Annotated in this window: 16 protein-coding genes; 10 read left to right on the plus strand and 6 right to left on the minus strand. The window is 59.1% G+C overall.

Annotated elements, in window-relative coordinates; all coding sequences use genetic code 11:
• The first annotated feature begins 51 nt into the window (after positions 1-51).
• The 7 genes from hisD (at position 52) to CK220_RS14255 (ending at position 8,773) form a co-directional block, all read left to right on the plus strand.
• Positions 52-1,362 carry a histidinol dehydrogenase gene (gene hisD / locus CK220_RS14225; protein WP_095812115.1) on the plus strand — a complete coding sequence of 437 codons (1,311 nt, stop codon included), beginning with the start codon at positions 52-54 and terminating at the stop codon, positions 1,360-1,362.
• On the plus strand, positions 1,362-2,690 hold the full coding sequence (locus CK220_RS14230) for an ABC transporter substrate-binding protein (RefSeq protein WP_245429178.1): 1,329 nt from the start codon (positions 1,362-1,364) through the stop codon (positions 2,688-2,690). Before hisD ends, CK220_RS14230 begins: the two co-directional genes overlap by 1 nt.
• 87 nt (positions 2,691-2,777) lie before the next feature.
• Positions 2,778-3,662, plus strand: coding sequence for a sugar ABC transporter permease (locus CK220_RS14235; RefSeq protein WP_095812117.1), 885 nt, complete (start codon positions 2,778-2,780; stop codon positions 3,660-3,662).
• A complete protein-coding gene (locus CK220_RS14240) occupies positions 3,652-4,530 on the plus strand; it encodes a carbohydrate ABC transporter permease (protein ID WP_095812118.1) in 879 nt (292 codons plus the stop codon). The genes CK220_RS14235 and CK220_RS14240 overlap by 11 nt, the downstream gene beginning before the upstream one ends.
• A gap of 4 nt (positions 4,531-4,534) precedes the next feature.
• Entirely contained in the window at positions 4,535-5,635 is a 1,101-nt protein-coding gene (gene ugpC / locus CK220_RS14245; RefSeq protein ID WP_095812119.1) for a sn-glycerol-3-phosphate ABC transporter ATP-binding protein UgpC, read from the plus strand.
• 9 nt (positions 5,636-5,644) lie between these two features.
• Positions 5,645-7,141 (plus strand): GMC family oxidoreductase, encoded by a 1,497-nt coding sequence (locus CK220_RS14250; RefSeq protein WP_095812120.1) that lies wholly within the window; start codon positions 5,645-5,647, stop codon positions 7,139-7,141.
• Between the two features lie 216 nt (positions 7,142-7,357).
• Positions 7,358-8,773 (plus strand): aspartate ammonia-lyase, encoded by a 1,416-nt coding sequence (locus CK220_RS14255; protein WP_095812121.1) that lies wholly within the window; start codon positions 7,358-7,360, stop codon positions 8,771-8,773.
• Between the two features lie 509 nt (positions 8,774-9,282).
• Here CK220_RS14255 and CK220_RS14265 read toward each other — a convergent pair.
• The 4 genes from CK220_RS14265 to CK220_RS14280 form a co-directional block, all read right to left on the minus strand.
• Entirely contained in the window at positions 9,283-10,521 is a 1,239-nt protein-coding gene (locus tag CK220_RS14265) for a glucoamylase family protein (protein ID WP_095812122.1), read from the minus strand.
• Positions 10,522-11,220: 699 nt separating this feature from the next.
• Positions 11,221-12,276: a Gfo/Idh/MocA family oxidoreductase gene (locus CK220_RS14270; RefSeq protein ID WP_095812123.1), complete on the minus strand. Its 1,056-nt coding sequence runs from the start codon at positions 12,274-12,276 to the stop codon at positions 11,221-11,223.
• Positions 12,277-12,325: 49 nt separating this feature from the next.
• On the minus strand, positions 12,326-13,426 hold the full coding sequence (locus CK220_RS14275; RefSeq protein WP_095812124.1) for an ABC transporter ATP-binding protein: 1,101 nt from the start codon (positions 13,424-13,426) through the stop codon (positions 12,326-12,328).
• A gap of 145 nt (positions 13,427-13,571) precedes the next feature.
• A complete protein-coding gene (locus tag CK220_RS14280) occupies positions 13,572-14,327 on the minus strand; it encodes a FadR/GntR family transcriptional regulator (RefSeq protein WP_095812125.1) in 756 nt (251 codons plus the stop codon).
• A 343-nt stretch (positions 14,328-14,670) separates the two neighbouring features.
• Between CK220_RS14280 and CK220_RS14285 the strand changes: the two genes are divergently transcribed.
• Positions 14,671-15,378: a hypothetical protein gene (locus CK220_RS14285; RefSeq protein ID WP_095812126.1), complete on the plus strand. Its 708-nt coding sequence runs from the start codon at positions 14,671-14,673 to the stop codon at positions 15,376-15,378.
• A 78-nt stretch (positions 15,379-15,456) separates the two neighbouring features.
• Here CK220_RS14285 and CK220_RS14290 read toward each other — a convergent pair whose 3' ends face one another.
• The gene (locus CK220_RS14290; protein WP_095812233.1) at positions 15,457-17,103 is read right to left on the minus strand and encodes a hydantoinase B/oxoprolinase family protein; all 1,647 of its coding nucleotides are present in this window, start codon (positions 17,101-17,103) and stop codon (positions 15,457-15,459) included.
• Positions 17,104-17,114: 11 nt separating this feature from the next.
• Positions 17,115-19,217, minus strand: coding sequence for a hydantoinase/oxoprolinase family protein (locus tag CK220_RS14295; protein WP_095812127.1), 2,103 nt, complete (start codon positions 19,215-19,217; stop codon positions 17,115-17,117).
• 378 nt (positions 19,218-19,595) lie between these two features.
• Here CK220_RS14295 and CK220_RS14300 point away from each other — a divergent pair, with 378 nt between their 5' ends.
• Complete coding sequence (locus CK220_RS14300; RefSeq protein WP_095812128.1) at positions 19,596-21,182, plus strand: aldehyde dehydrogenase family protein; 1,587 nt, start codon at positions 19,596-19,598, stop codon at positions 21,180-21,182.
• A complete protein-coding gene (locus tag CK220_RS14305) occupies positions 21,175-22,857 on the plus strand; it encodes a GMC family oxidoreductase N-terminal domain-containing protein (RefSeq protein WP_095812129.1) in 1,683 nt (560 codons plus the stop codon). The genes CK220_RS14300 and CK220_RS14305 overlap by 8 nt, the downstream gene beginning before the upstream one ends.
• Positions 22,858-22,919: the final 62 nt, after the last annotated feature.

Below are 22,919 nucleotides of genomic sequence, written 5' to 3' on the forward strand. Positions count from 1 at the left end.
ATCTCACAGAGAATGCGACGCGCAAGCGCTCGCGAATGAAGAGTTATTGTCATGATACGCATGGTCAAGTCCGCCCAAGGCAGCGTCGCAGACGGCGGCCAACCGGAAGTCACCGCGACGGTTCAGGCATTACTTGCCCAAATCGAGAAGGGGGGCGACAGGGCAGTTCGCGAATTGTCCAATCGCTTCGACAAGTTCGACCGGGATAGCTATCGCCTGAGCAAGGCCGAGATCGATGGATGCATCAACGCGTTGACCAAGCGCGAACGCGAAGACCTCGATTTTGCGCAGGACCAGGTGCGCAAATTCGCCGAAGCCCAGCGCGCCACTCTTCGCAATCTGGAAATCGAAACGCTGCCTGGTGTGATTCTGGGCCACAAGAACATACCGATTCAGAACGTTGGATGCTACGTCCCGGGCGGCAAGTATCCGCTGCTTGCTTCCGCTCACATGACCGTCTTGACCGCTCGGGTGGCGGGCTGCGAGCGTGTCATCACTTGCGCACCTCCGTTCCGGGGCAAGATCGCCGAGAAGATTGTAGCCGCCCAGGCCCTCGCCGGTGCGGACGAAATCTACTGCCTTGGCGGCGTCCAGGCTATCGCCGCCATGGCTTACGGCACGGAGACGATCGCGCCTGTGGATATCCTGGCCGGCCCCGGCAACGCCTACGTCGCCGAGGCCAAACGGTTGCTGTTCGGTAAGGTCGGCATTGATCTTTTCGCGGGTCCGACCGAGACCCTGGTGATTGCTGACGACAGTGCCGACGGTGAAATCGTGGCGACCGACCTGCTGGGCCAGGCAGAGCATGGTGTAAACTCTCCCGCTCTTTTGATCACCAATTCCGAGAAGCTGGCCCGCGATACGCTGGATGAGATCGAGCGCTTGCTCAAAATCCTGCCGACAGCCGCCGTCGCGGCCAAAGCCTGGCAAGATTTCGGCGAGATCATCCTGTGTGATACGGTCGATGAGATGGTGGCGGAGGCGGATCGCATCGCCTCCGAACACGTGCAGGTTATGACACGTGATCCGGACTATTTCCTTGAGAAAATGAAGAACTACGGCGCTCTGTTTCTTGGGGCCCGCACCAACGTCTCTTTCGGCGACAAGGTGATCGGGACCAATCATACGCTGCCTACTAATAAGGCGGCCCGATACACAGGCGGGCTCTGGGTCGGCAAGTTCCTGAAGACCTGCACCTATCAGCGCATCGAGACCGATGAAGCGTCCGCTCTGGTCGGCCAGTACAGCTCACGCCTCTGCATCATGGAAGGTTTTGCAGGACACGCAGAGCAGTCCAACATCCGCGTCCGCCGGTACGGCCGACGCAACGTTCCATACGGTTCGGCCGCCGAACCGTTCTGATGCGGAACGCCACGGCACGCCCCGAAAAGGTCGAGCCGGTTCATCAATCACCAACGCAAGCAAGAAGGGGAACTACAATGAAGCTCACTACCATCCTGGCCGCCTCGATCGCCCTCGCGCCCGTAGCCGCAATGGCCGAAAGCAAAGGCAAGGTTGAAGGTATTCATCACTGGGTGTCCGAAAGCGAGGTGAAAGCTCTCAAGGTCATCACCGACAAGCTAGCTACTAAGGGCTACACCTGGGAGGACAGCGCGGTGGGCGGCCTCAGCGGCGCCAACGCGCTCCAGGCGCTGCGCACGCGCCTTGCCGCCGGGAATCCGCCTGCAACGATGCAGTTTCTTGGCTATGAGGGTCTCGATTGGGGGAAGCAGGGCGTCCTGCGCTCCCTCAACGACCTCTACACCAAGAACGGCTGGGACAAAGCGCTCGCGCCGCAACTGCTTGCCTTCGTGAAAAACGGAGACGACTTCATTTCGGTCCCGATCAACATGCACAGGCAGAACTGGCTTTGGGCGAACAAGGCCGTGTTCGACAAGGCCGGCGTCAAGGAACCGAAGTCCTGGGACGAGCTGATCGCCGACGGCGAGAAACTGCGTGCTGCCGGAGCGATCCCCCTGGCCATGGGTGACGAGAGCTGGCAGATCCTCGAAGTTTTCGAGGCAATCCTTGTGGATGTGAACGGACCCGAATTCTACAAGAAGGCTGTCATCGACTTGGACGAGGGCGCTCTCTCGAGTCCAGAAATGATTGCGACGTTCGACAGGCTGAGGAAGGTCCGCGGGCTTGTCGATGATGGCTTCACCGGGCGTGATTGGGCCGTGGCCACTGGCATGGTTGCGGACGGCAAGGCCGCCATGCAGGTCATGGGCGACTGGGCCAAAGGTGAGTTCCTCGCCAAGGGCCTGAAGCCGGGCGTCGATTTTCTGTGTTTTCCCACCCCGACCGACAAGCCGAACTTCAAGTTCGTGATCGATGCCTTCGGCATGTTCAAAGTCGATGACGCTGTGACCACGGCGGGCCAGGACGCGTGGGCGGAATCAATCATGGATCCCGAAGTGCAGAAGCAGTTCAACCTGATCAAGGGCTCTATCCCTGCTCGCTCCGACGTTTCCGTCGACAGCTTCGATGACTGCGCGAAACGCAGCTACGCTGACCGCGAGGCGGCGGTGAAGAATGGAGCCATGCTCGGCGGTCTGACAGAAGGTTTTGCCGCTCAGCCTCAATTTGCTGGCGTATTCACCGACGTCGTCGGCAAATTCTTCGTCACCGACATGTCGTCCAAAGACGCCGTTCAGGCTTTGGTCGACGGCATCAATAACGCCCGCTGATCAGGGCAGGCAGGCCCTGCCGGAATATGGCCTCGGCGGGGCCCTCTCCTGTAACCGTGCTCAGCAATAGCGAGGTTGGTCAGTCCTATGTCGCCCAAAAACAAACTAGACCTGTGGTTGCCGCGGCTCGTCCTGTCGCCCAGTCTCCTGGCCGTTCTGATCGCCGTCTATCTTTTCATAGTTTGGACAGCTTGGATTTCGCTCTCCTCGTCGCAGATGGTGCCTAAGTTCGACTTCGTCGGGGTCGAGCAATACGTCCGGTTGTGGTCGACCCCACGCTGGCATACAGCCGTCGCAAATCTCTTCATCTTCACGGCGCTGTTCCTGACCATCACCATTGCGCTCGGCTTGTTCCTGGCGATCCTTCTCGATCAGAAGGTGCGGGCGGAGGGCTTCCTGCGTGCCGTTTACCTCTATCCCATGGCCTTGTCGTTCATTGTCACCGGCACAGCCTGGAAATGGATCTTGAACCCGGACCTCGGTCTGCAGAAGGTCATCAACGAGCTCGGCTGGACAGGCTTCGTCTTCGACTGGATCACACAACCGAGCTTTGCAATCTATTGCGTGGTGATCGCAGCGGTCTGGCAATCGACAGGGTTTGCCATGGCCATTTTCCTGGCGGGGCTGCGGGCGATCGATACTTCAATCATAAAGGCCGCGCAGATCGAGGGAGCCAGCCTGCCGCGAATCTACCTTAACGTCATAGTGCCGATGCTGCGCCCGGCGTTTCTTAGTGTCATTGTCCTCTTGAGCTATATCTCGATCAAGAGCTTCGACCTCGTGCTGGCCCTGACAAATGCCGGGCCTGGCAGCGCCACCGAGATGCCTTCCACCTTCATGTTTGCGGCAACCTTCAGGCGCAACCAAATGGGTGTCGGTGCCGCCAGCGCCATCATGATGCTGATGACGGTTGCGGCGATCATCGTTCCCTACCTCTATTCGGAACTGAGGGAGGACCGCAATGCGCACTGAAGAACACTCAGCGCGCCGCTCGCGCCAGATCGGGCGCGTGTTCATATACGGCTCGTTGATCGCACTCGCCGCCTTCTACCTAATGCCGCTGTGGGTGATGACCGTCACCTCGCTCAAGTCGCTGGACGAGATCTATGGGGGCTCATTCATCGGGATGCCCAAGGCGATCACCTTGGAAGCCTGGAACAAGGCATGGCAGGAGGCCTGCATTGGCACGGCCTGCACGGGGCTGCGGCCCTACTTCATTAATTCAATCCTGATGGTCGTGCCTGCCGTCATCCTGTCCACAGGGATAGGGGCGATAAACGGCTATATCCTCACGAAGTGGCGCTTCGCCGGCGCGAATGCCATATTCGGATTGTTGCTGTTCGGATGCTTCCTGCCGTTCCAAGCCGTGATCCTGCCCATGGCGCAAGTGCTGGGTCGCCTGCACCTTTCGGGCACCATTCCCGGTCTCGTGCTGGTTCACACGGTATACGGCATCAGCTTCACGACTTTGTTCTTCCGGAACTATTTCATCACCATCCCGGACGAACTGACCCGCGCGGCACAGATCGATGGAGCCGGCTTCTTTCGAATCTTCTTTTCAGTGATGTTGCCGACTGCGCTTCCCATCATCGTGGTCTCCTGCATCTGGCAGTTCACGCAGATCTGGAACGACTTTCTTTTCGGCGTGTCGTTCACTGCCGGGCAGTCATCACCGATCACCGTGGCTCTGAACAACATCGTCAACGTGACGATGGGGCGCAAGCAATACAACGTCGACATGGCCGCCGCCATGATTGCAGCCATTCCCACTCTCTTCGTCTACGTCGTCGCTGGACGCTACTTCGTGCGCGGTCTGACCGCCGGTGCCGTGAAAGGCTAATGCCATGTCAACTCTTGAAATCGATCGGGCCCGCAAGGTCTACGGTGACCTCGAGGTCCTGAAGGAGGTCAGTATCTCCATCGGTACCGGCGACTTCCTGGTGTTGCTCGGCCCGTCGGGCTGCGGGAAGTCAACGCTGCTCAACATGATCGCGGGCCTTGAGAACATCTCAGGTGGAGAGATCCGCATCGCCGGCAAGGTGGTCAACGACCTGTCACCGAAAGACAGGGACATCGCCATGGTGTTCCAGTCCTACGCCCTGTACCCCACGATGACAGTTCGCCAGAACATCGAGTTCGGAATGAAGATACGCGGTGTGGCGCAGGCCGAGCGGGACAAGGCGGTCAAGACCGCGGCTGACCTGCTTCAGATGACGCATCTTCTGGATAGGAAGCCCTCGCAACTTTCCGGAGGCCAGCGCCAACGCGTGGCAATGGGGCGCGCGATTGTGCGCCAACCCAAGCTGTTCCTGTTCGACGAACCTTTGTCCAACCTGGACGCCAAGCTGCGCGTCGACATGCGGACCGAGATCAAGCGTCTTCATGCACGATTGGGAACCACCATCGTCTACGTCACGCACGATCAGATTGAGGCGATGACGCTCGCCACTCGCGTGGCTGTGATGAAGGACGGCGTTGTTCAACACCTCGACGATCCACAGTCCGTCTACGACCGGCCGGCGAACGTATATGTGGCCAAGTTTGTCGGGTCGCCCTCGATGAACATCATTCCGGCGAGCCTTGACGTGGAAGACGGCAGGCCAGTCGCGGTGGTCGACATCCCGGGCGCGACGGCGGGCCGCCTCACGGGCATCCCTTTGTCTTCACAAGCGGCAGCCAAATACGCCGGGCGCAGTATTCTGGTGGGCATTCGACCGGAGTTGTTCAGCGTCGCCGGCGTGCAGTCTCCGCAAACGGTGTCGGTACACATCGACGTTGTCGAGCCGACTGGACCCGACACGCTTGCTCTGTTCCAGGCAGGGGGCGTGGAGGTCACGGCACGCGTGCCACCACGGGCTGTAGCAGCCCGCACTTCCGCGACCCTCGCTGTCGATACTGCCAAGATCGTGCTGTTCGATGCTGAGACCGAAAAACGCATAGATTGAGGTACCGACTTGGATCAGACAGCTGATATCGTAATCATCGGGTCGGGGATTGGAGGCGCGTCCCTGGCCTATAGCCTCGCCGACAGCGGTAGGCGGATCGTGATCTTGGAACGTGGCCAGTACCTGCGTGATACCCCCGAAGCGCGCGATGAGACGGCGATATTCCTCAAGGGCTTCTACCGTTCGACTGAAGAGTGGGTTGGGAGCGACGGCGAGGCCTTCCAGCCGGGCAATTATTACTATGTCGGCGGTAATTCCAAGTTCTTTGGCGCCGTCATGTACCGCTACAGGCTGGAGGATTTCTCGCCTCGCCCTCACATGGACGGCGCTTCGCCAGGGTGGCCAATCACCTATGACGAACTCGAGCCGTGGTACGATCGTGCCGAGGCGATCTTCAAGGTGCGCGGCGATGCCTCACAGGATCCAACCGAGCCTCCGCGTGAAAGCCCCTACCGCTTTCCACCGGTGCAGGACGAGCCGGCCATCGCCGCCGTGCGCTCTCGGCTGAACAAGGCAGGCATACACCCCTCCAGTCTGCCTCTGGCAATAGACATCGAAGAATGGCTTCGCCGCGCTAAGACCGGATGGGATGCGTTTCCCAATACCGGATCCGGCAAGATCGATGCCGAGGCTGGCCCGCTGACGGCTGCGCTTAATCATGGCAACGTCAGTCTCGTGACTGGGGCCAACGTCTTGCGTTTGGAGACCGATCCAACGGGCCAGCAGGTGACTGCCGCGGTGTTCCTGAAAGATGGCGTTGAGCAACGCATCAGCGCAGGCGTTTTTGCCGTTGCGGCCGGCGCCGTCCAGACCGCGGCGCTGCTGCTGCGGTCTGCCAATGCCGCGCACCCGCGCGGGCTGGCTAATGGCTCCGACCAACTCGGCCGCAATTTCATGAACCACAACACCACCGCCATGCTCGCGATCGACCCGCTATCCGCCAACACATCGGTGTACCAGAAGACGCTAGCGTTCAACGACTTCTACAATGCCGACCCGGAGACAGGTTTTCCGCTCGGAAACGTCCAGTTACTCGGACACATTACGGGGAATATCCTGAAGGCCAACGCACCATTGCTGCCGCGCTGGCTGGCCGGACTGATTGCCCGCAATTGCTATGCCTGGTTTCTGACCAGCGAGGACCTGCCCAATCCCGAGAGCCGCGTCACGGTTAGCAACGGCCGTATCGTCATGCATTGGGTACGCAGCAACATGCGTGCGCACGAGATCCTTATCCGAAGGACGCGCCACGTCATGCGTAAGGCGGGCTTTCCCATTGTGCTCTCCCGAACCTTCGGCAGAAAGACGACCTCGCACCAGTGTGGCACCGCCAGGCTTGGAAGCAGTCCTCAGACGTCAGTTGTATCGACCGACTGTCGTTCGCATGAGATCGCAAACCTCTACGTGACCGATGCTTCGGTGCTTCCTACATCAGCGGCCGTTAATCCTGCACTGACCGTCGCGGCACTCGCCATCAAGGCTGGCGCCACAATCAAGCAGACGTAGCGATGTCACCTCCCGCGGGTGCGGGAACTGCAGCAACCTCGAGCTTTGCGATGGCAGAGTCGAAAGCCTGCACGTTGTGGGAGCGTCGTTATACCACAAAAGCTTTCCCGGGTCTGCAACTCGGGGGCTTGCCGCGCCAAGCCGATCGTGCCGTCCAGAGGCAACCGATGAGGCGGTACATCATGCCGAGATCCTGTCCTGAGAGGGGTAGCAACCATGTTTGTCGAACGCATCGAATCCGATCTAATCGGACCGCTCGCTATTCCTGGCAATGTGCTCTACGGCGTGCACACCCGTCGAGCGGAACAGAACTTTGACGTGTCCGGACTGCGCCTGAGGGATTTCCCCGAGCTCATCCAGTCGATGGCCATGGTGAAAAAGGCCGCTGGCCTTGCAAACATGGAACTCGGACTGCTTTCGTTCGAAAAGGCACAGGCCATATCGGATGCCTGTGACGAACTCATCGGGCTCCGGGGGATCGATGAGAATTTCCCCGTGGACATGATGCAGGGTGGCGCCGGTACGTCCACCAACATGAACGTCAACGAGGTTGTAACGAACCTGGCCTTGATCAAGCTCGGCGCAGCGGTTGGCGACTATTCGAGACTGCACCCCAATGACGACGTAAACCTCTCCCAGTCGACCAACGATGTGTATCCGACCGCAATTCGCCTCACGGTGTTGCGAGCCTGCGAGGGGCTGGCATCTGCACAGGTCGGCTTGCGTGAGGCGTTCCGCGCGAAAGCGCTGCAGCACGCAAATGCCCTGAAGGTCGGCAGAACTCAGCTTCAAGATGCCGTTCCGATGACAGTCGGGCAGGAGTTCGGGGCCTTCGCCGAACTCATTGACGAGGACATCATCCAGCTTCAATCAGCATCGAGATTGCTGCTAGAAATCAACCTCGGCGGTTCGGCGATCGGAACGTCGATCAATGTGCCGCGCGAGTTCCCCGGCGTCGTTTGTCGTCATCTGTCGCAAATATCCGGGATTCAACTTATCGCTGCCCGCAATTTCATCGAGGCAACATCCGACACCGGCGGGTTTGTGTCCTTTTCAGGTATCCTGAAGCGCATTGCGGTCAAGCTGACCAAGATCTGCAACGATCTGCGCCTCCTGAGCAGCGGACCGCTCGGTGGCTTCGGGGAGATTCGCCTGCCGCCGGTACAAGCCGGCTCTTCCATCATGCCGGGCAAGATCAACCCCGTCATTCCAGAGATGATGAATCAGCTCGGCTTCCAGGTGATTGGTAACGATCTTACCGTGACCTTGGCCGCAAGCGCGGGCCAGCTTCAGTTGAATGCAATGGAGCCGGTGATCGTATTGAACATTCTTCAATCCATTCGGCTCCTGACAAGAGGAATGCTCATTTTCAAGGAGCGCTGCATCGACGGAATTGAAGTCGATGTTGATCGCTGCAGAGCGCTGCTCGACCAATCCCTTGTTCTAGCGACGCCCCTGGCAAAGCTCATCGGCTACGGCAAAGCGGCTGAATTATCTAAGCGCGCCTTGGCAGGAAAGAGGAATTTGCGTCAAGTCGTGGAAGAAGAGGGGGTTCTGCTTCCCGACCAAATTGAGCAGATTTTTGGCAACAGTGCCGGGTTCGCGGGTCTCTTGGACGCTTTCTCGGCTTGAGGTGCGCTATTAGCGCGTTGTCGAGACGCCCGCGGCCGCCCAGGAAGCTTGCTCCACTTATGATACTGCAGCGATGGTCTCGAGCTCGACCAGCTCCGCCTGATCGGGCGCTCACCGGCGTGCCCTTCACCACCCCAAACCGGGGTCCCTTTTACATGAAAAACCAGGGTCACGATTCCGTGGTCATTGACAGTTTGAACGGAAAAGCCGTTGGCAAGCATGGTGACCGCACGCGAGAGGCGCAGCCGCTGCCGCCATTTCATGAAGCTCATGCCGAGGTCGCGTTTGCAGCGTCGGGCCAAAGTGCCTCTGTGCTGTGAACTTCAAGGGAGCCAAGGTTGTCGCTCACCGCGTCGGTGGTGCTTGCCCGGCCCAGTCACCAATTCGATCTGGGGATAAGCGGCACATGTCGGCCTCTTCCATAGTGGAATAGAATGGAACAGGTAACTTGGTGATCAGGCCGACCTTGATCTTATCGGCCGCGTGGGGACGGCATCAGTCGCTGAACCCTAGACCTGAACGAAGCCCAATCGCCTCAATCCCTCGCGCACTTCAGGCGCGCTCATGAACAGCTCCCAGAGCAAGCCGCTGCGATGGTTCTCTATCATGGCTATGATCGGTCCCTGGTTTATCGCCAGATAGGTTTGCGCGAACCAACTTAGGTTCTCGCTGAAGCTGTCGAAAAATCCGAAACTCCCCCAGATCCGGTGAAGCGGTTTTGCGAGGAAGCATCTTAACGCGCGCATGGATTCCACCGGGGTGTAGGGCAGGCTCGACAGGGCAGCACTTGGTGTGATGACCCCCTTGTCTTCGTCTGGTGCGTGCGCGACGTAACCATACGGCCCATGGCCTGAGGTGAGTCCCCAGCAATCTTCCCCGTAGCCGGAATGTCCGTGCGGGTTGCGGACGCAATGCTCGTAATTAATGCGCGTGTGGGCTACATTCTGTTGCCAATAGTGCGCGTACCGGTCTCGCAAGCGGCGAGGATCAAGACCACAGAAAGAGTACTGGGCCAAAAACAGCGGCCCCCCGTGATCCGGGCCAAGCGGCAAGTCTATTCCATAGAAACTCTGGCCGTTGCACATTTGGCCGTCGCGAGCGAACCCGTTGTGATAAGCGCTTGCCCTTATCGGATGCGTGGAGGACCCCGCCGCCAGCACATAAGACAGCATTCCCTCGTTCCAACCCGATACAGGGCAGTTCATTGCCCATCCGAAGCTGGGGCTCCAGTGCCAGTAAAGCACTTCCTCATCGCGGCAGTACCAATCCCATTCGATAGCGCGCCACAACCGATTGATGCCCTCGCGTAGGCGAGTTTCAGCCATAGACCGTCGATTCAAATACTGGCGCGCGCATAACAATCCCTGGAACAACAATGCGGTTTCGACGCAATCGCCACCATCGTCCTTGCGGGTAAAGCGAATAGTCTTCCCGCTCCGACCGTGGACGAAATGCGGGAACATGCCGTGGTATCGGGTGACCTGTTCCAGAAAACTTACGATGCGATCAATTCGCTCCATGGCGTCGTTGCGTGGAACCCAGCCGCGTTCGACAGCAACGACAATGGCCATCAGCCCGAAGCCGGTGCCACCTAGCGAGATCAGATCGTTGTCGGACTTTCCACCGCGCCGCTGCCGGTCGCGCGCCATGCCGCTCGCAGGGTGAGCGCCATCCCAGAAATATCTGAACGTCTGCCGTTGAACGGCTTCCAGCAGGGCCCCGTCGGCCAAGTTCCTGAGGTCGTTCATCGGTGGCGGTGCGGATTGTTTACAATCGACGTAAAGCGAACATTCTAGCTCGCGAAGTTGGTTGAAATGCCCGGATCGCAAGGCGCCTATTTAGGGCTTCTCAACAAGGATCGAAAGATAGTGCTCAGCCGCAGATGATTGCGCCTGAGCAATTATGCCGCGCTCCACGCTTTGTTCGGCAAGCATGGATATCGCGCTTGGAAAGAGCATTGCAAAGATAAGAAGAACCAGGAAAGGCCAACAAAATTTTGCTATCTGCAAAAACACTTGGCACCTCTGATTGTGATTGCCCACTGGAGACTGACTCGCGATCGGTTCAAACCGTGATGTGAGTATCGTAGCGGCTTACAAAGGCGCAACCTGTGAATACACCCAGAGAACGCCTGCAAGCTTCACCTACTGGTCCGCTCACCGCACTTGTCTTACATCGGGGCGGCTACAGCGCGATTTCGCAGGTAAAATTTTGCATTCGCAATCTGACGCACGAGAACGCCTTTATTAGAAGAAAAGTTCACGTAGATGTGGACTCATGCCCTGCCCGCAGTGCAAGGCGGATCTACCCAGTTCTAGTGACGTGGAACTGAAATGTTCAGGTCCTCAGCCAACCGCGCAGCGGGGCAGAAATCGCCTCGCGCATCGGATATCCGCTGGATTAAAAAAAGGAGCGGTTCGACCGGAACCGCTCCTCGCGAATGAACCTCAGACCGGCACCGAGCGGCCGGTCCGTGCCGCTTCGCGTGCGGCCATGGCAAATTTCAAGGATTTCAACCCGTCGCGGCCTGTCACCGTTGGGAAGCCATTGCCAGCCATGGCCGCATTGAAGTCACGGATGACCTTGTCGTAGGCGTTGACATGGTCGATCTGCTCTTCGACCTGTTCGCCATTCCTGCGCACGAACACACGTCCACCGCCACGCTGGAGCAGAACGTCGTCCGCAAAAACGGAGCCCTTCGTGCCAAAGAGCTCAACCGTCGTTCTAGCGTGATCGATGGCAAAGCTCTCGGTGATCTGAACAATTGTGCCGGTCTTCATTCGTGCGATGATCGCGACCGTATCCTCGACTTCCTTCGACGTTATTCCATTGTTGGCGGTCATCGCGACGACCTCCTGCGCTTCCGTGCCAAGGATGTAGTGCAAAAGGTCCGCGTCGTGCACGGTAAGGTCGAAGAAAACGCCGGCTCCGGCGGTCACGGACTCGGTTCTCCAGCCGCGATTGGCGACCGGAAGCAGCACGCCGAATGTCATGCGGGCAGCGACGAGCGTGCCCAGATCACCATTCTTCACCAAGTCGTGGAGCCTGATGTGAGTCGCCATATTTCGCAGATGGTGATTGATGCCCAAGACGCGGCCATGCGATTCGGCGGCCGCGATCATGGCTTCGGCTTCGGCTACGGTCATTGCCATCGGCTTCTCGCCGAGCACATGTTTGCCAGCCAAAATTGCCGCAATCGCATCTGGACCGTGCTTCTCATTGGTGTTGCTTATGTATACCGCGTCGACATCCGCGCGAAGCAGCGCTTCGAGCGTATCGTAGGCCTGCGGAATGCCGTTTCGCTCGGCGTAGGCGCGTCCACGGGCCGTGTCGGAGGAAAACACTGCGGCGACCTCGCTGTTCGGATCGCCGTTGATAGCCGGGATCAGCCACTCCTCGGCAATCCGGCTGGCGCCTATCAATCCCCATTTGTAAATTTTGCTCATCTGTTTCTTCCTGGAACTCGTGGTGATGGAGGGGGAGGTCTTATTCCAGACTGACATCGGAGAGCGTCCTCCAGGCTGCAGAATGGAGATGAAAATCTGGTCGCGGTCAGCCGATCCGGCTTCCGGTTTGCTTGTCGAAGGCGATTAGTTTCGTTGTGTTTAGGCGCAGCCGGGTCGGGCCAAGTCCGAGGATCGAACCGGCACGCAGTCGCGCCGTCAGTTCGGCGCCGGCGAATTTGAAAATGATGACGTCGTCAGAACCAGTGGGCTCGATCAACTCGATGACGACGTCGATATCGAGATCGTTCTCACCAAGGCTTCCCGTGACGCTGGAAAAGTTCTCGGGGCGGATGCCAAAGGTGCAGTCAGGGGCCGCTTCCGAAAAATGCCTGGCCAACGCCGCGGGCAGAGGGATCATATCCGGCGCATAGCCAAACCTTGCCGTCAGGCTGCTGCCGCTCTCGACCACGCTGCCATCGATCAGGTTTATGCGCGGCGCGCCGATAAAGGTGGCGACAAATGTGTTGGCAGGCGAATCGTACACCTCGTTGGGCGTCCCGACCTGCTGCAGCTCGCCTTTGTCCAGAATTGCAATTCGCGTTGCGAGCGTCATCGCTTCGATTTGATCGTGGGTGACGTAGACGGTGGTCTTGCCCATCCGCTGGTGCAGCTTCTTCAATTCCGTCCGCATCTCCACCCGGAGCAGCGCGTCAAGATTGGAAAGCGGTTCATCGAACAGGAAGATGCTGGGTTCGCGGACAAGGGCGCGCCCGATGGCAACGCGCTGACGCTGCCCCCCCGACAACTGCGACGGTTTACGGTCCAGCAGGTGCTCGATTTGCAAAAGCTTGGCGACCCCCTGTACGGCCTCCGAACGTTTCTCGCTGGAGACTTTCCGCATTTCCAGCGGGAACGAGATGTTCTGGCGCACAGTCATCGACGGATAGAGCGCATAGGACTGGAACACCATTGCGATGTCGCGGTGCTGGCAGGGCAAATCATTGATCACCCTGCCATTCAGTTTGATCTCGCCCGAGGTCACCCCATGAAGACCTGCTATCGCATGCAGCAAGGTGGACTTGCCGCAGCCGGAAGGGCCAAGCAGGACGAGAAACTCGCCGGAATCTATTTCCAGGTTGATGTCCTTCAGCACCGCGAGGTTCGGGCCGTAGAATTTGTTGATCTGGTTGAGGGCGAGGGATGACATCGACGTACCTTGTCTAAGGGAAACTGGCCTTGTGAACGGGTGGCAACGACAAAACAAAGGCTTCGCGCTCCGCCTGGAGCGCGGTTCGGGTATGGCAGCCGATTGGACCAGAATTCGAGAGTGACGCTTGCGGCGGACAGCGGAATTAGCTGTCAGGCGCTCCCATCTTGTTGATCAGAACGGTCGGTTCGGATCTCTTCCAGTCGAGAACGGCATCGAAGCCCAGCAATCTGCGCCGGGACAAGGTCAAATGGTTGAACATGGCCTGGTAAGCCTGAAGCGGCTCTTGGGCGGCGATCGCATCCACGATCGATGCATGTTCGATGCGGACCACTTCCAATCGGGTCTGGCTCGCAGCGGTGGCGAACTGGCCGGTTAGCCGCATGCCGAAAACGATCTGCTTGTGCAGCATGAACATTGTGCTGGCGTACATGGAGTTCTGCGAGGCCTGCGCGACAGCGATATGAAAATCCAGGTCGAGATCGCCAAAGGCCTCATCGCTCATGCCTTCCTCAAATGCATTGTGTGCGGTGATGATCACATCCATGTCCTCGGCACGTCGGCGAAGGGCGGCCACGGCCGCGGCGTCGCATTCGATCGTGAGCCGGAACTCGAATGCATGGATAAGATCGGCGATATTCTCGATTGGGCGGAAGCCTTTGGCAGGGGCATCGGAGCCATTCAGGACGTAGCTGCCTGAACCCCGCTTCGAGTTGATTATGCCGTCATTGCGCAGCCGGATGAGGGCTTCGCGCACCACCGGCCGGGAGACGCCATGCTGTTCGGCAAGCTCCATTTCGGTCGGTATGCGTGTTCCCTCGGACCATTCCCCGCTGTCGACGAGCTGCCTCATCGTCTCGTAGAGCCGTTCCGAAAGTTTTGTCCTTTGGGCGTAAGCCATTCCAGCGCCTCATTACATATTTGTAAATCTACACGTCATTTGTCAGATTTCAAGCTTGATTTGCGCTAAAAAGTCAGACATTGTCATTTTGTTTGATGCTGAGCGCGGTGTGAGTCCTCCCTCTGCACCAGCTTGCAGAAAACCGCCCGCCGGCACGCATTGCCAGAGGCCTGACCTGTAGAATCTGCGTTTAGCACAGCATTGTGCAGGGCGCGGGACGCCGGCCTATGCACGATGCCGGGCAATCCTGAGCCGGGACCAGGCAATGTCCGGCGGGCGCATTCATGCTGCCGCGACAGCCACCGCGGTTCGGCGCGCATATGGTCAACCTGAGGACTCCCTGATGGACCTGCCGCAATCGCTGTATGACGAGGTATTCGGGACCAGGCCGCACTGGATCTACCATGCGTGGGTGATGTTCACGATCTGGATCGTGCTCATACCGGCCGTACTGCTGCTTACGCGTTTCGGCAAACCGGCGCCGTCGCCGATCGGCATCCCGAAAGCAAGCGCCAAGCTAGGCCGCAAGCTTTTCTGGTTCACCATGCACCGGTTCGGTTTGTCAGTACTTGCCATGGCCAGCGTTGTCGCTGGCGCTATCGCCATTGCCGCGAGCGGAGGTTTCAGCGGCACGCTTCACTCCGTGTTCGGAATCGCGACATTGGTCTTGGGCGCAATGCAGATCGTCAGCGCCTGGTTTCGCGGCTCGCACGGTGTCCGTAATCCGGCAGGTTCAATGAACAACGAGCCTCCTGTTCCGTCTGGAGATCACTATGACATGACGGCACGACGGCGCTGGTTTGAAGCCTATCACAAGACGGTCGGCTGGCTGACGCTTGCCTGCGCGTTGGGCGCGGTCGCCACTGGGCTTTCACAATTTTGGGTGCCTGGCGTAGGGGTGGTTCTGACGCTTCTTGCTGTGCTCTACGCACTGATCGCCGTCGTCCTTGAGGCACGTGGCTATCGCCACGACACATATATGTCGAATTTCGGCACCGGCGCGCATCACCCATACAATGAGAAAAGAATAGAAGAAATGTGTCGGAGATAGCCGTGGCTATCGCCGTTTGCCGATTTGGTCACATGACTTGCCGGCTGTGGAACGTGAAACGGAAGGCTTGCCCGTTTTTCAGTTTTCGAGCTGGTTGATGCGATCAGCCTCAATTCTGGTGCTGTCGCGTTCCCCGGCCGGGCCATATCCACCACCCCCAGGCGTCTGGACGACGAGCGTATCGCCTGCTGGGACGAGTTGCTTGCCCTTGCCGCGCAGCCGCGGTCCCGATTTCAGCCCAAGATAGCCGGCGCCGCCCTCTGCGCCGCCAAACCGTCCTCGCGCCGTATGCTCGATGCGATCAAGTGCGGCATAGATATAGAACGGATGGTTGTCGCGATGGCCGATCTCGATGGTCTGGCCGAGCCCGCCCCGGAAGCGGCCCTGTCCGCCGCTTCCCGGGCGCAGTTCCTTGCGCCAGAAGACCAACGGCGTCATGGTCTCCAGTATCTCGATCGGCACGCCCGAAACACCGCTCGGAAAGGCGGTGGCGCTGAGCCCGTCGTCATTGGGGCGGGCGCCGGTTCCTCCCGTCTGGACCGACAGTGCCGAGAACCTCGCAGTCTGCCCGATGCCTTGGGTCAGGCAGGCGTCATGCGCGTCCTCGAGGATGAGGTTCCAGAGCGAGGATGCACCCTCGGCCAGCACCTTGTCAGGTACGATCTGAGCCAGGCAGCCGTAGACCACGTCGGGAAGCATCTGGCCTATCACATGCCGTGACGAGACCGGGGCAGGGCGCTGTGCGTTGACCATCGTGTCTTCCGGCGCGGTGACCTCTACGACCGACAGCGACCCCGAATTGTTGGGCACCTGGGGAAAGAGCGCGCATGCGATCGCGTACGTGGAATAGGCCTGTGCGTAGCTCAAAGGCACGTTTATGCCACGTGCCGAAAGGCCCGACGTGCCCGTGAAGTCAACTTTGACTAAATCGCTGGAGATGGTCGTCGTCGCAACCAGGGCAACCGGCTTGTCGTAACCGTCGATCACCATTTCCGCGGTGGTTGTTCCGGTCGGCAGGCCCGCAATCGCCGCAATGGCTGCCTCGCGCGAGCGGCTGACGATCTGGTCGCAGAGCGGTGTGAGATCGCCCAGCGGAAATTCCCCTAACATCTCGCGCAAACGTCCCACCCCGATCGCATTGCATGCGGCAAGCGACATGAGGTCGCCTTCCATTTCGGCGGGATAGCGCGAATTGCTTCGCGCAAGCGTTATCAGCGTTCCATCGAGCTTGCCTTCGGCGATCATCTTCAAGGGAGGAACATAAAAACCTTCCTCGAAGACGTCACGGCCGTCAGGTCCGAAGCCGATGCCGCCCACATCCATGAAGTGGCAGGTGGAAGCGAATAGCCCCACCATCGACCCTGCAAAAAAAGCTGGCGTGACGGCGACGAAATCATGCAGATGGCCGGTGCCGAGCCATGGATCATTGGTGATGTAGACGTCACCATCCTTCATGGACGACGCGGGAAACCGCGCCAGGAAGTGACGAACCGATGCTGCCATGGTGTTAACGTGGCCTGGCGTACCGGTCACCGCCTGTGCGATCATCCGCCCGTCGGGGTGAAAGAAGCCGGCGGATAGATCTCCGGACTCCCGCACAATTGGGCTGAAGGCTGTGCGCCGGAGCGCCTGGGCCTGTTCTTCGACGACTGCGATCAAGCGATTCCACATGATCTGGAATTCGATCTCGTTGATAGCGGGTATCGGCCGGTCAGTCTGTTGCATGCAAGTCTCCATTATTCCGCGGCCGCCGCTACACCGATGGCGGTATTGGTAAGTTCAAGATGACCCAGCCGGTCGACCGCCACTTCGAAATGCGCAGGCACGACGGTGTTGGTCTCGGATTCTGTTATGACCGCGGGGCCGGCGATGGAATGGCCGCTGCCAAGTTCGGCGCGCAGATAGACCGGCGCTTTGACGGATTTGCCGTCGAAATCGACAAAATCCGTCCAGCCGCTCGGCTTTGGCTTAGCGCTCGTCGGTCGAACTTCCTTCACGGTGTCGTGCAAGGGCTGATTCGCCGTCGCGGTGACCGCCCAGGTCAGGATCTCGATTGCGTGGTTTTCCAGGAAGCGTCCGAACACTGCGCTGTAGTGCTCTTCAAAACGCTGGCGTAGCTTGGTGGGATCGATGTTGACTGATGTATCAAGCGGCAGGTCGACTTCCAGCTCGTGGCCCTGACCAACATAGCGCAGAAATGCCGACGTGCGCATTTCGACCGGGCGCCCGTTTGCCGCCGGCTCGACCACTGAAATGGCTTCGGCGTGCATTTGCAAGATGAGGTCGTGGATGGCGCCCTCGTTGACGTCGGCAAGACGACTGTGGCGGCTACGCACGATCTCATAGGCCAGCGGCGCTTCCAGGAAACCGATGGCTGAGCCAACGCCCGCGCCTATCGGCACGATCACCTTTTCCAGGCCGAGCTTACGGGCAAGCTGGGCCGCATGCATCGGCGCAGCGCCGCCGAATGCGATCATGGCGCGTTTGCGCAGGTCCTTGCCGTGTTCCGCCGCATGGACGCGGCTGGCGTTCGACATGTTTTCCTCGACGATGGCTGCCACGGCCGAAGCCGCGACCACCGATTCCAAGGATAACGGAGAGCCGACATGATCGCCCAGCGCCTTTTCACCAAGGTCGCGGCGCAGGCCGACCTTGCCGCCGGCGAAGTTCGTGGCGTCGATGCGGCCAAGAACCAGATCGGCGTCAGTGACCGTGGGGCGATTGCCGCCCCGATTGTAGCAAGCCGGACCTGGTTCCGACGACGCACTTTCCGGCCCGACGGTCAGCCGACCAAGGCTGTCGACTTGGGCAATGGAACCGCCGCCTGCGCCGATCTCGACCATTTCGATGACCGGAATGCGAACCGGAAGGCCGCTGCCTCTCAGAAACCGTTCTGTGCGGTCGACCTCGAAGCTGCGGGATTTCAAGGGCGTGCCGTTGTCGATCAGGCAAAGCTTGGCGGTGGTGCCGCCCATGTCGAAGGACACGATTTCCTTAAGACCGCAGTCGCCGGCGATCTTGGAAGCAAGAATGGCGCCGCCGGCGGGGCCTGATTCCACAAGTCTTATCGGGAATGCTGCCGCCTGGTCGACGGTCGTCAGCCCACCACCCGACGTCATCAGCAGCAGGGGAGCACGCAGTCCGCGTTGGGCAAGTTCCGTCTTCAGACGGCCGAGATAGCCGGCCATGATCGGGCGGATATAGGCGTTGGCCACGGTGGTTGACGTACGCTCATACTCCCGAACTTCCGGACAGACTTCGCAGGACAGCGAGAACGTCACGTCCGGCAAGGCGGCCGACAGGACTTCCCGGACCTTGAGCTCATGTGCAGGGTTCGCGTAGGCGTGGATGAACGAGATGGCAACACTTTCGATGCCAGCCGTTTTGAGCGTTTTACCGAGTTCTGCCACCTGGTCCTCGGGCAAGGCTTTCAGCACCGAACCATCGGCGGCGACACGCTCTCCTATGACGAACCGATGTTTCCTGCCTACAAGGGGCTGAGGCTTCTTGATGAAAATATCGTATTGGTCGTGACGGCTTTCTGAACCGATCTCGATGGTGTCGCGGAAGCCGTCGGTGGTCACAAGGGCTGTGTTCGCCCCGCGCCGTTCGATGATGGCGTTCGTCGCCAGCGTCGTTCCGTGCAGGAACAGATCGAGATCGGCGAATGACAGGCCTTTCTGCGCCAGGAGACTTTCGACTCCTTCCAGAACCGCTTCCTCAGGTGCCCGTTTCGTCGTCAGCACTTTGGTGGAAGAGCGTTCGCCGGCTATTTCCAGCACGACATCTGTGAAGGTACCGCCGATGTCGACGGACACACGGTTCATTTGCGCGTTCATAGCCTACCTTGGGAACAGAGTTGAAGGTAGTTTGTCTGACTAATGTAGCTATGTCAATCCTGTATCTTCCCCGGTGAGGAAGTCGCCGTGGGAAAGCGAAGGTCCTTGAGTTTTTATGCTATTACGTTGAAATTGTTCATGTTATTTGAAAATCTGGATGCCATTCAGCCGGAATTCTCTGTTTTCTCCCGTGGTTGTCCAGGGGAATTGCGCATGACAAACAGAATTCTAATTGACAAATATGTAAAATCAAATGACTGTGGATGTTGCCGGCTCTTAACTCAGTGCGCCGGGGCAGGGAAAAGGCGCCGGCAGTGCGGCTTCGCAACTCGACGGACGGCATTGGCCAGGTGTGTGCGGCATGCTGGGAGCCGGCGGATGGCGCGTTTGTTCCGGTCGCGAATCTATGGAGTTCAGGCCCTGGAAAATCCGGGCCGAAAGGAATTCAGAACTGTTTCGGAAACTGACATGACATTTACGAAGACAAGAAATTTCGGCAACTGGATAGATGGCAGCTGGCGTCAGGCATCAGGGCGCGAAATCGAGCGTCGCAACCCAAGCAATGGCACTCTGGTCTCGCGATTTCGCGATTCTACGGAAGCCGACGTCGACATGGCGGTTTTGTCCGCGAAAAGCGCGTTCAGAACGAAATGGGCCGGTGCGACAGGAGCAGAGCGTTCGGCAGTCCTTGCGAAAGCGGCCGATATCATCTGGCGTCGTGCGGACGAACTCGCTTTTTTCGAAATGGCAGAAAGCGGCAAGCCCGCAAAGCAGGCCCGCGTCGAAATAGAGCGCTCTTCCATGCTGTGGACCTATGCGGCAACACAGGCGCGCTCCATCACAGGCGATAGCTTTGGCCAGCTCGGCGACTGTTATTTCGCGGCGACGGTGCGTGCGCCGCTCGGTGTCGCTGCCATCATCACTCCTTGGAATTTCCCGTTTCTCATCATCAGCCAGAAATTGCCATTCGCGCTTGCCGCCGGCTGCGCTGCGGTGGTCAAGCCAAGTGAACTGACCAGCACGACGACTTTTCTGCTCGGCGAAATCCTTCAAGAGGCGGGCCTGCCGGACGGCGTCCTCAACATCGTCGCCGGGTCGGGTGCGACCTGTGGGGATCTGCTCCTGCGTCATCCCGGCATCGACATGATCTCGTTTACCGGCTCCACCAAAGTGGGCAGACATGCCATGCGGGTCGGTGCTGACGGCATGAAGAAGGTGTCGTTGGAATTGGGTGGAAAGAACGCGCACATCGTCATGGCGGATGCCGATCTGGACAATGCGCTGGACGCTGCTCTGCACGGAGCATTTCTCAATGCAGGTCAATCCTGCAACCAGGGCAGCAGACTTCTGCTCCAGTCCTCCATCGCGGCGGAATTCATCCGGAAATTCGTCGATTGCGCCGCGCGGGTGACGGTGGGTGATACCCAGGCTGACGGTATGCTGCTCGGACCGATCATCAACAAGGATCAGTACGATAAGATCGTCGACTACATCGCCGTCGGCAAGGCGGAGGGCGCGACGCTGGCGCTGGGCGGCACGCACCGGGAAGAGAATGGGGGGTATTTCATCGACCCTACGGTCTTCACCGGCGTGCGACCGCATATGCGCATAGCGAGGGAGGAAATTTTCGGACCGGTCGTATCGATCCTCGAATTCGAGACGCTGGAGGACGCAATCGCTCTGGCAAACGAGTCCGTCTACGGCCTGTCCGCCGGCATATGGACCGGAAATGTGTCGCACGCGATGAAGGCAGTACAATCGCTCAACGCTGGCACTGTATGGGTCAACACCTATCTCGATGGCCCGGCCGAGCTTCCTTTCGGCGGTGTGGGCGAAAGCGGCATCGGTCGTGAAGTCGGCAGGCTCGGCGTCGAGGAGTTCACAGACATTAAAACAGTCCAGATACGCAGCGGCGGCTATTCCCGGCGCTGGATCGGACAGGCGATTGAGGCTCCTAATGCCTGACACGACGATCAAGCCCGAATATGACTACATCGTTGTCGGCGGCGGATCGGCCGGCTGTGTCGTTGCCTCCCGCCTGAGCGAGAATCCTGACGTGACGGTGCTGCTGCTGGAAGCCGGCGCCAGGAACGATACACCGTTGGTGCGCTGGCCGGCCGGCTATTCCCGCTTGCAAGGCAACAAGGTTCGCTGGGAATGGTCGACGGTGCCGCAGAAGCACCTCAACAACCGGAAGCTTCTGTTTCCGCAAGGCAAGCTCCTCGGCGGCGGCAGTTCGGTCAACTCGATGGTGTACATCAGAGGCAACCGGAAAGATTACGATTCCTGGCGTGAGCAGGGTAACGAAGGCTGGGGCTATGACGATCTGCTGCCCTATTTCCGCCGCTCGGAAGACAATGAGCGCTTTGCCGACGCTTTCCACGGCACCAATGGGCCGATGGGAGTTTCGGACCAGCGCCTGCCCATAGATCTGACCCGGAAATTCGTCCGCGCGGCCCAGGAAGCCGGGTTCAATCACAACCCGGATTTCAATGGGCGCGATCAGTATGGCGTCGGCTACTATCAAGTGACGCAGCGGGCCGTTCGCCGCAGCAGCACGGCAGCCGCCTTCATTTACCCAAACCTGTCACGGCCAAACCTGACCGTGGTGACGGAAACGCGGGTCACCAGGATTGTCGTTGAACATGGCAGGGCACGGTCAGTCACCTATCTCGCGCCAGGTTCCAACCGCGCCGCGATTGTTCGAGCCGGCAGTGAGATCATCGTTTCCGCCGGCGCGATCAATTCGCCGAAACTGCTGCTTCTTTCGGGAATCGGACCAGCTTCGGAACTACGCCAAACAGGTGTGGAGACGGTCGCTGATCTTCCAGGTGTTGGCAAGAACCTCCAGGACCATATGGATGTATATTGCTGCGTCAGCCTGAAGGAGCGCGCGTCTTACAACGGCCATGACCGGGGCCCGATGGCCGCCTGGCACGGCCTGCAGTTCTTGATGTTTGGAACCGGTCCGCTCACCAGCAATGTGTGCGAGGGCGGCGCATTTGTCAGCACAACCGGCGACAATGACTGGCCCGACATGCAGATGCATTTCCTGCCCGCCTATGTAATCGATCATGGCCGCGTGCGCGTTGCCGGGCATGGCATGACATTGAACACCGCCTATCTTCGCCCGGAAAGCCGCGGCCAGGTGACGCTGGCATCGACAGATCCTATGGACGATCCGCTTATTGACCCGGATTTCCTGTCCAATCCGAATGATCTGCGCCACAGCATCGAAGGCTTCAAGCTGGCGCGGGAAATCCTGTCGCAGCCGAGCTTCAGCAGCCTTTACAAGGCGGAGCATCTGCCCGGCAAAGATGTGCGCTCTGACCAGCAAATCACCGAATACATAAGGCAATGGTCCAAGACCGATTTCCATCCGGCAGGTACCTGCAAGATGGGAAGCGACGATATGGCAGTCGTCGATAAGGACCTGAAGGTGCGTGGGGTCGACGCCCTGCGGGTCATCGACGCATCGATCATGCCGACGCTTGTCAGCGGCAATACCAACGCCCCCTCCATCATGATCGGAGAGCGCGGCGCGGATGCCATCCTAGGAAGGCGGGAACAGACCACACAGCCGTCGATAGGAATCGGACACGCTGCCCGGGCATTCCGTCAGCGTGGATTGAGAGGGTGACTGTGAGCCAAGCCCGCCCCTTGATCCTTCATATGTTTCATACGGCGCCTGCGTTGGTTGCT

Source organism: Mesorhizobium sp. WSM3860, from assembly GCF_002294995.1.
Classification (GTDB): Bacteria; Pseudomonadota; Alphaproteobacteria; order Rhizobiales; family Rhizobiaceae; genus Mesorhizobium.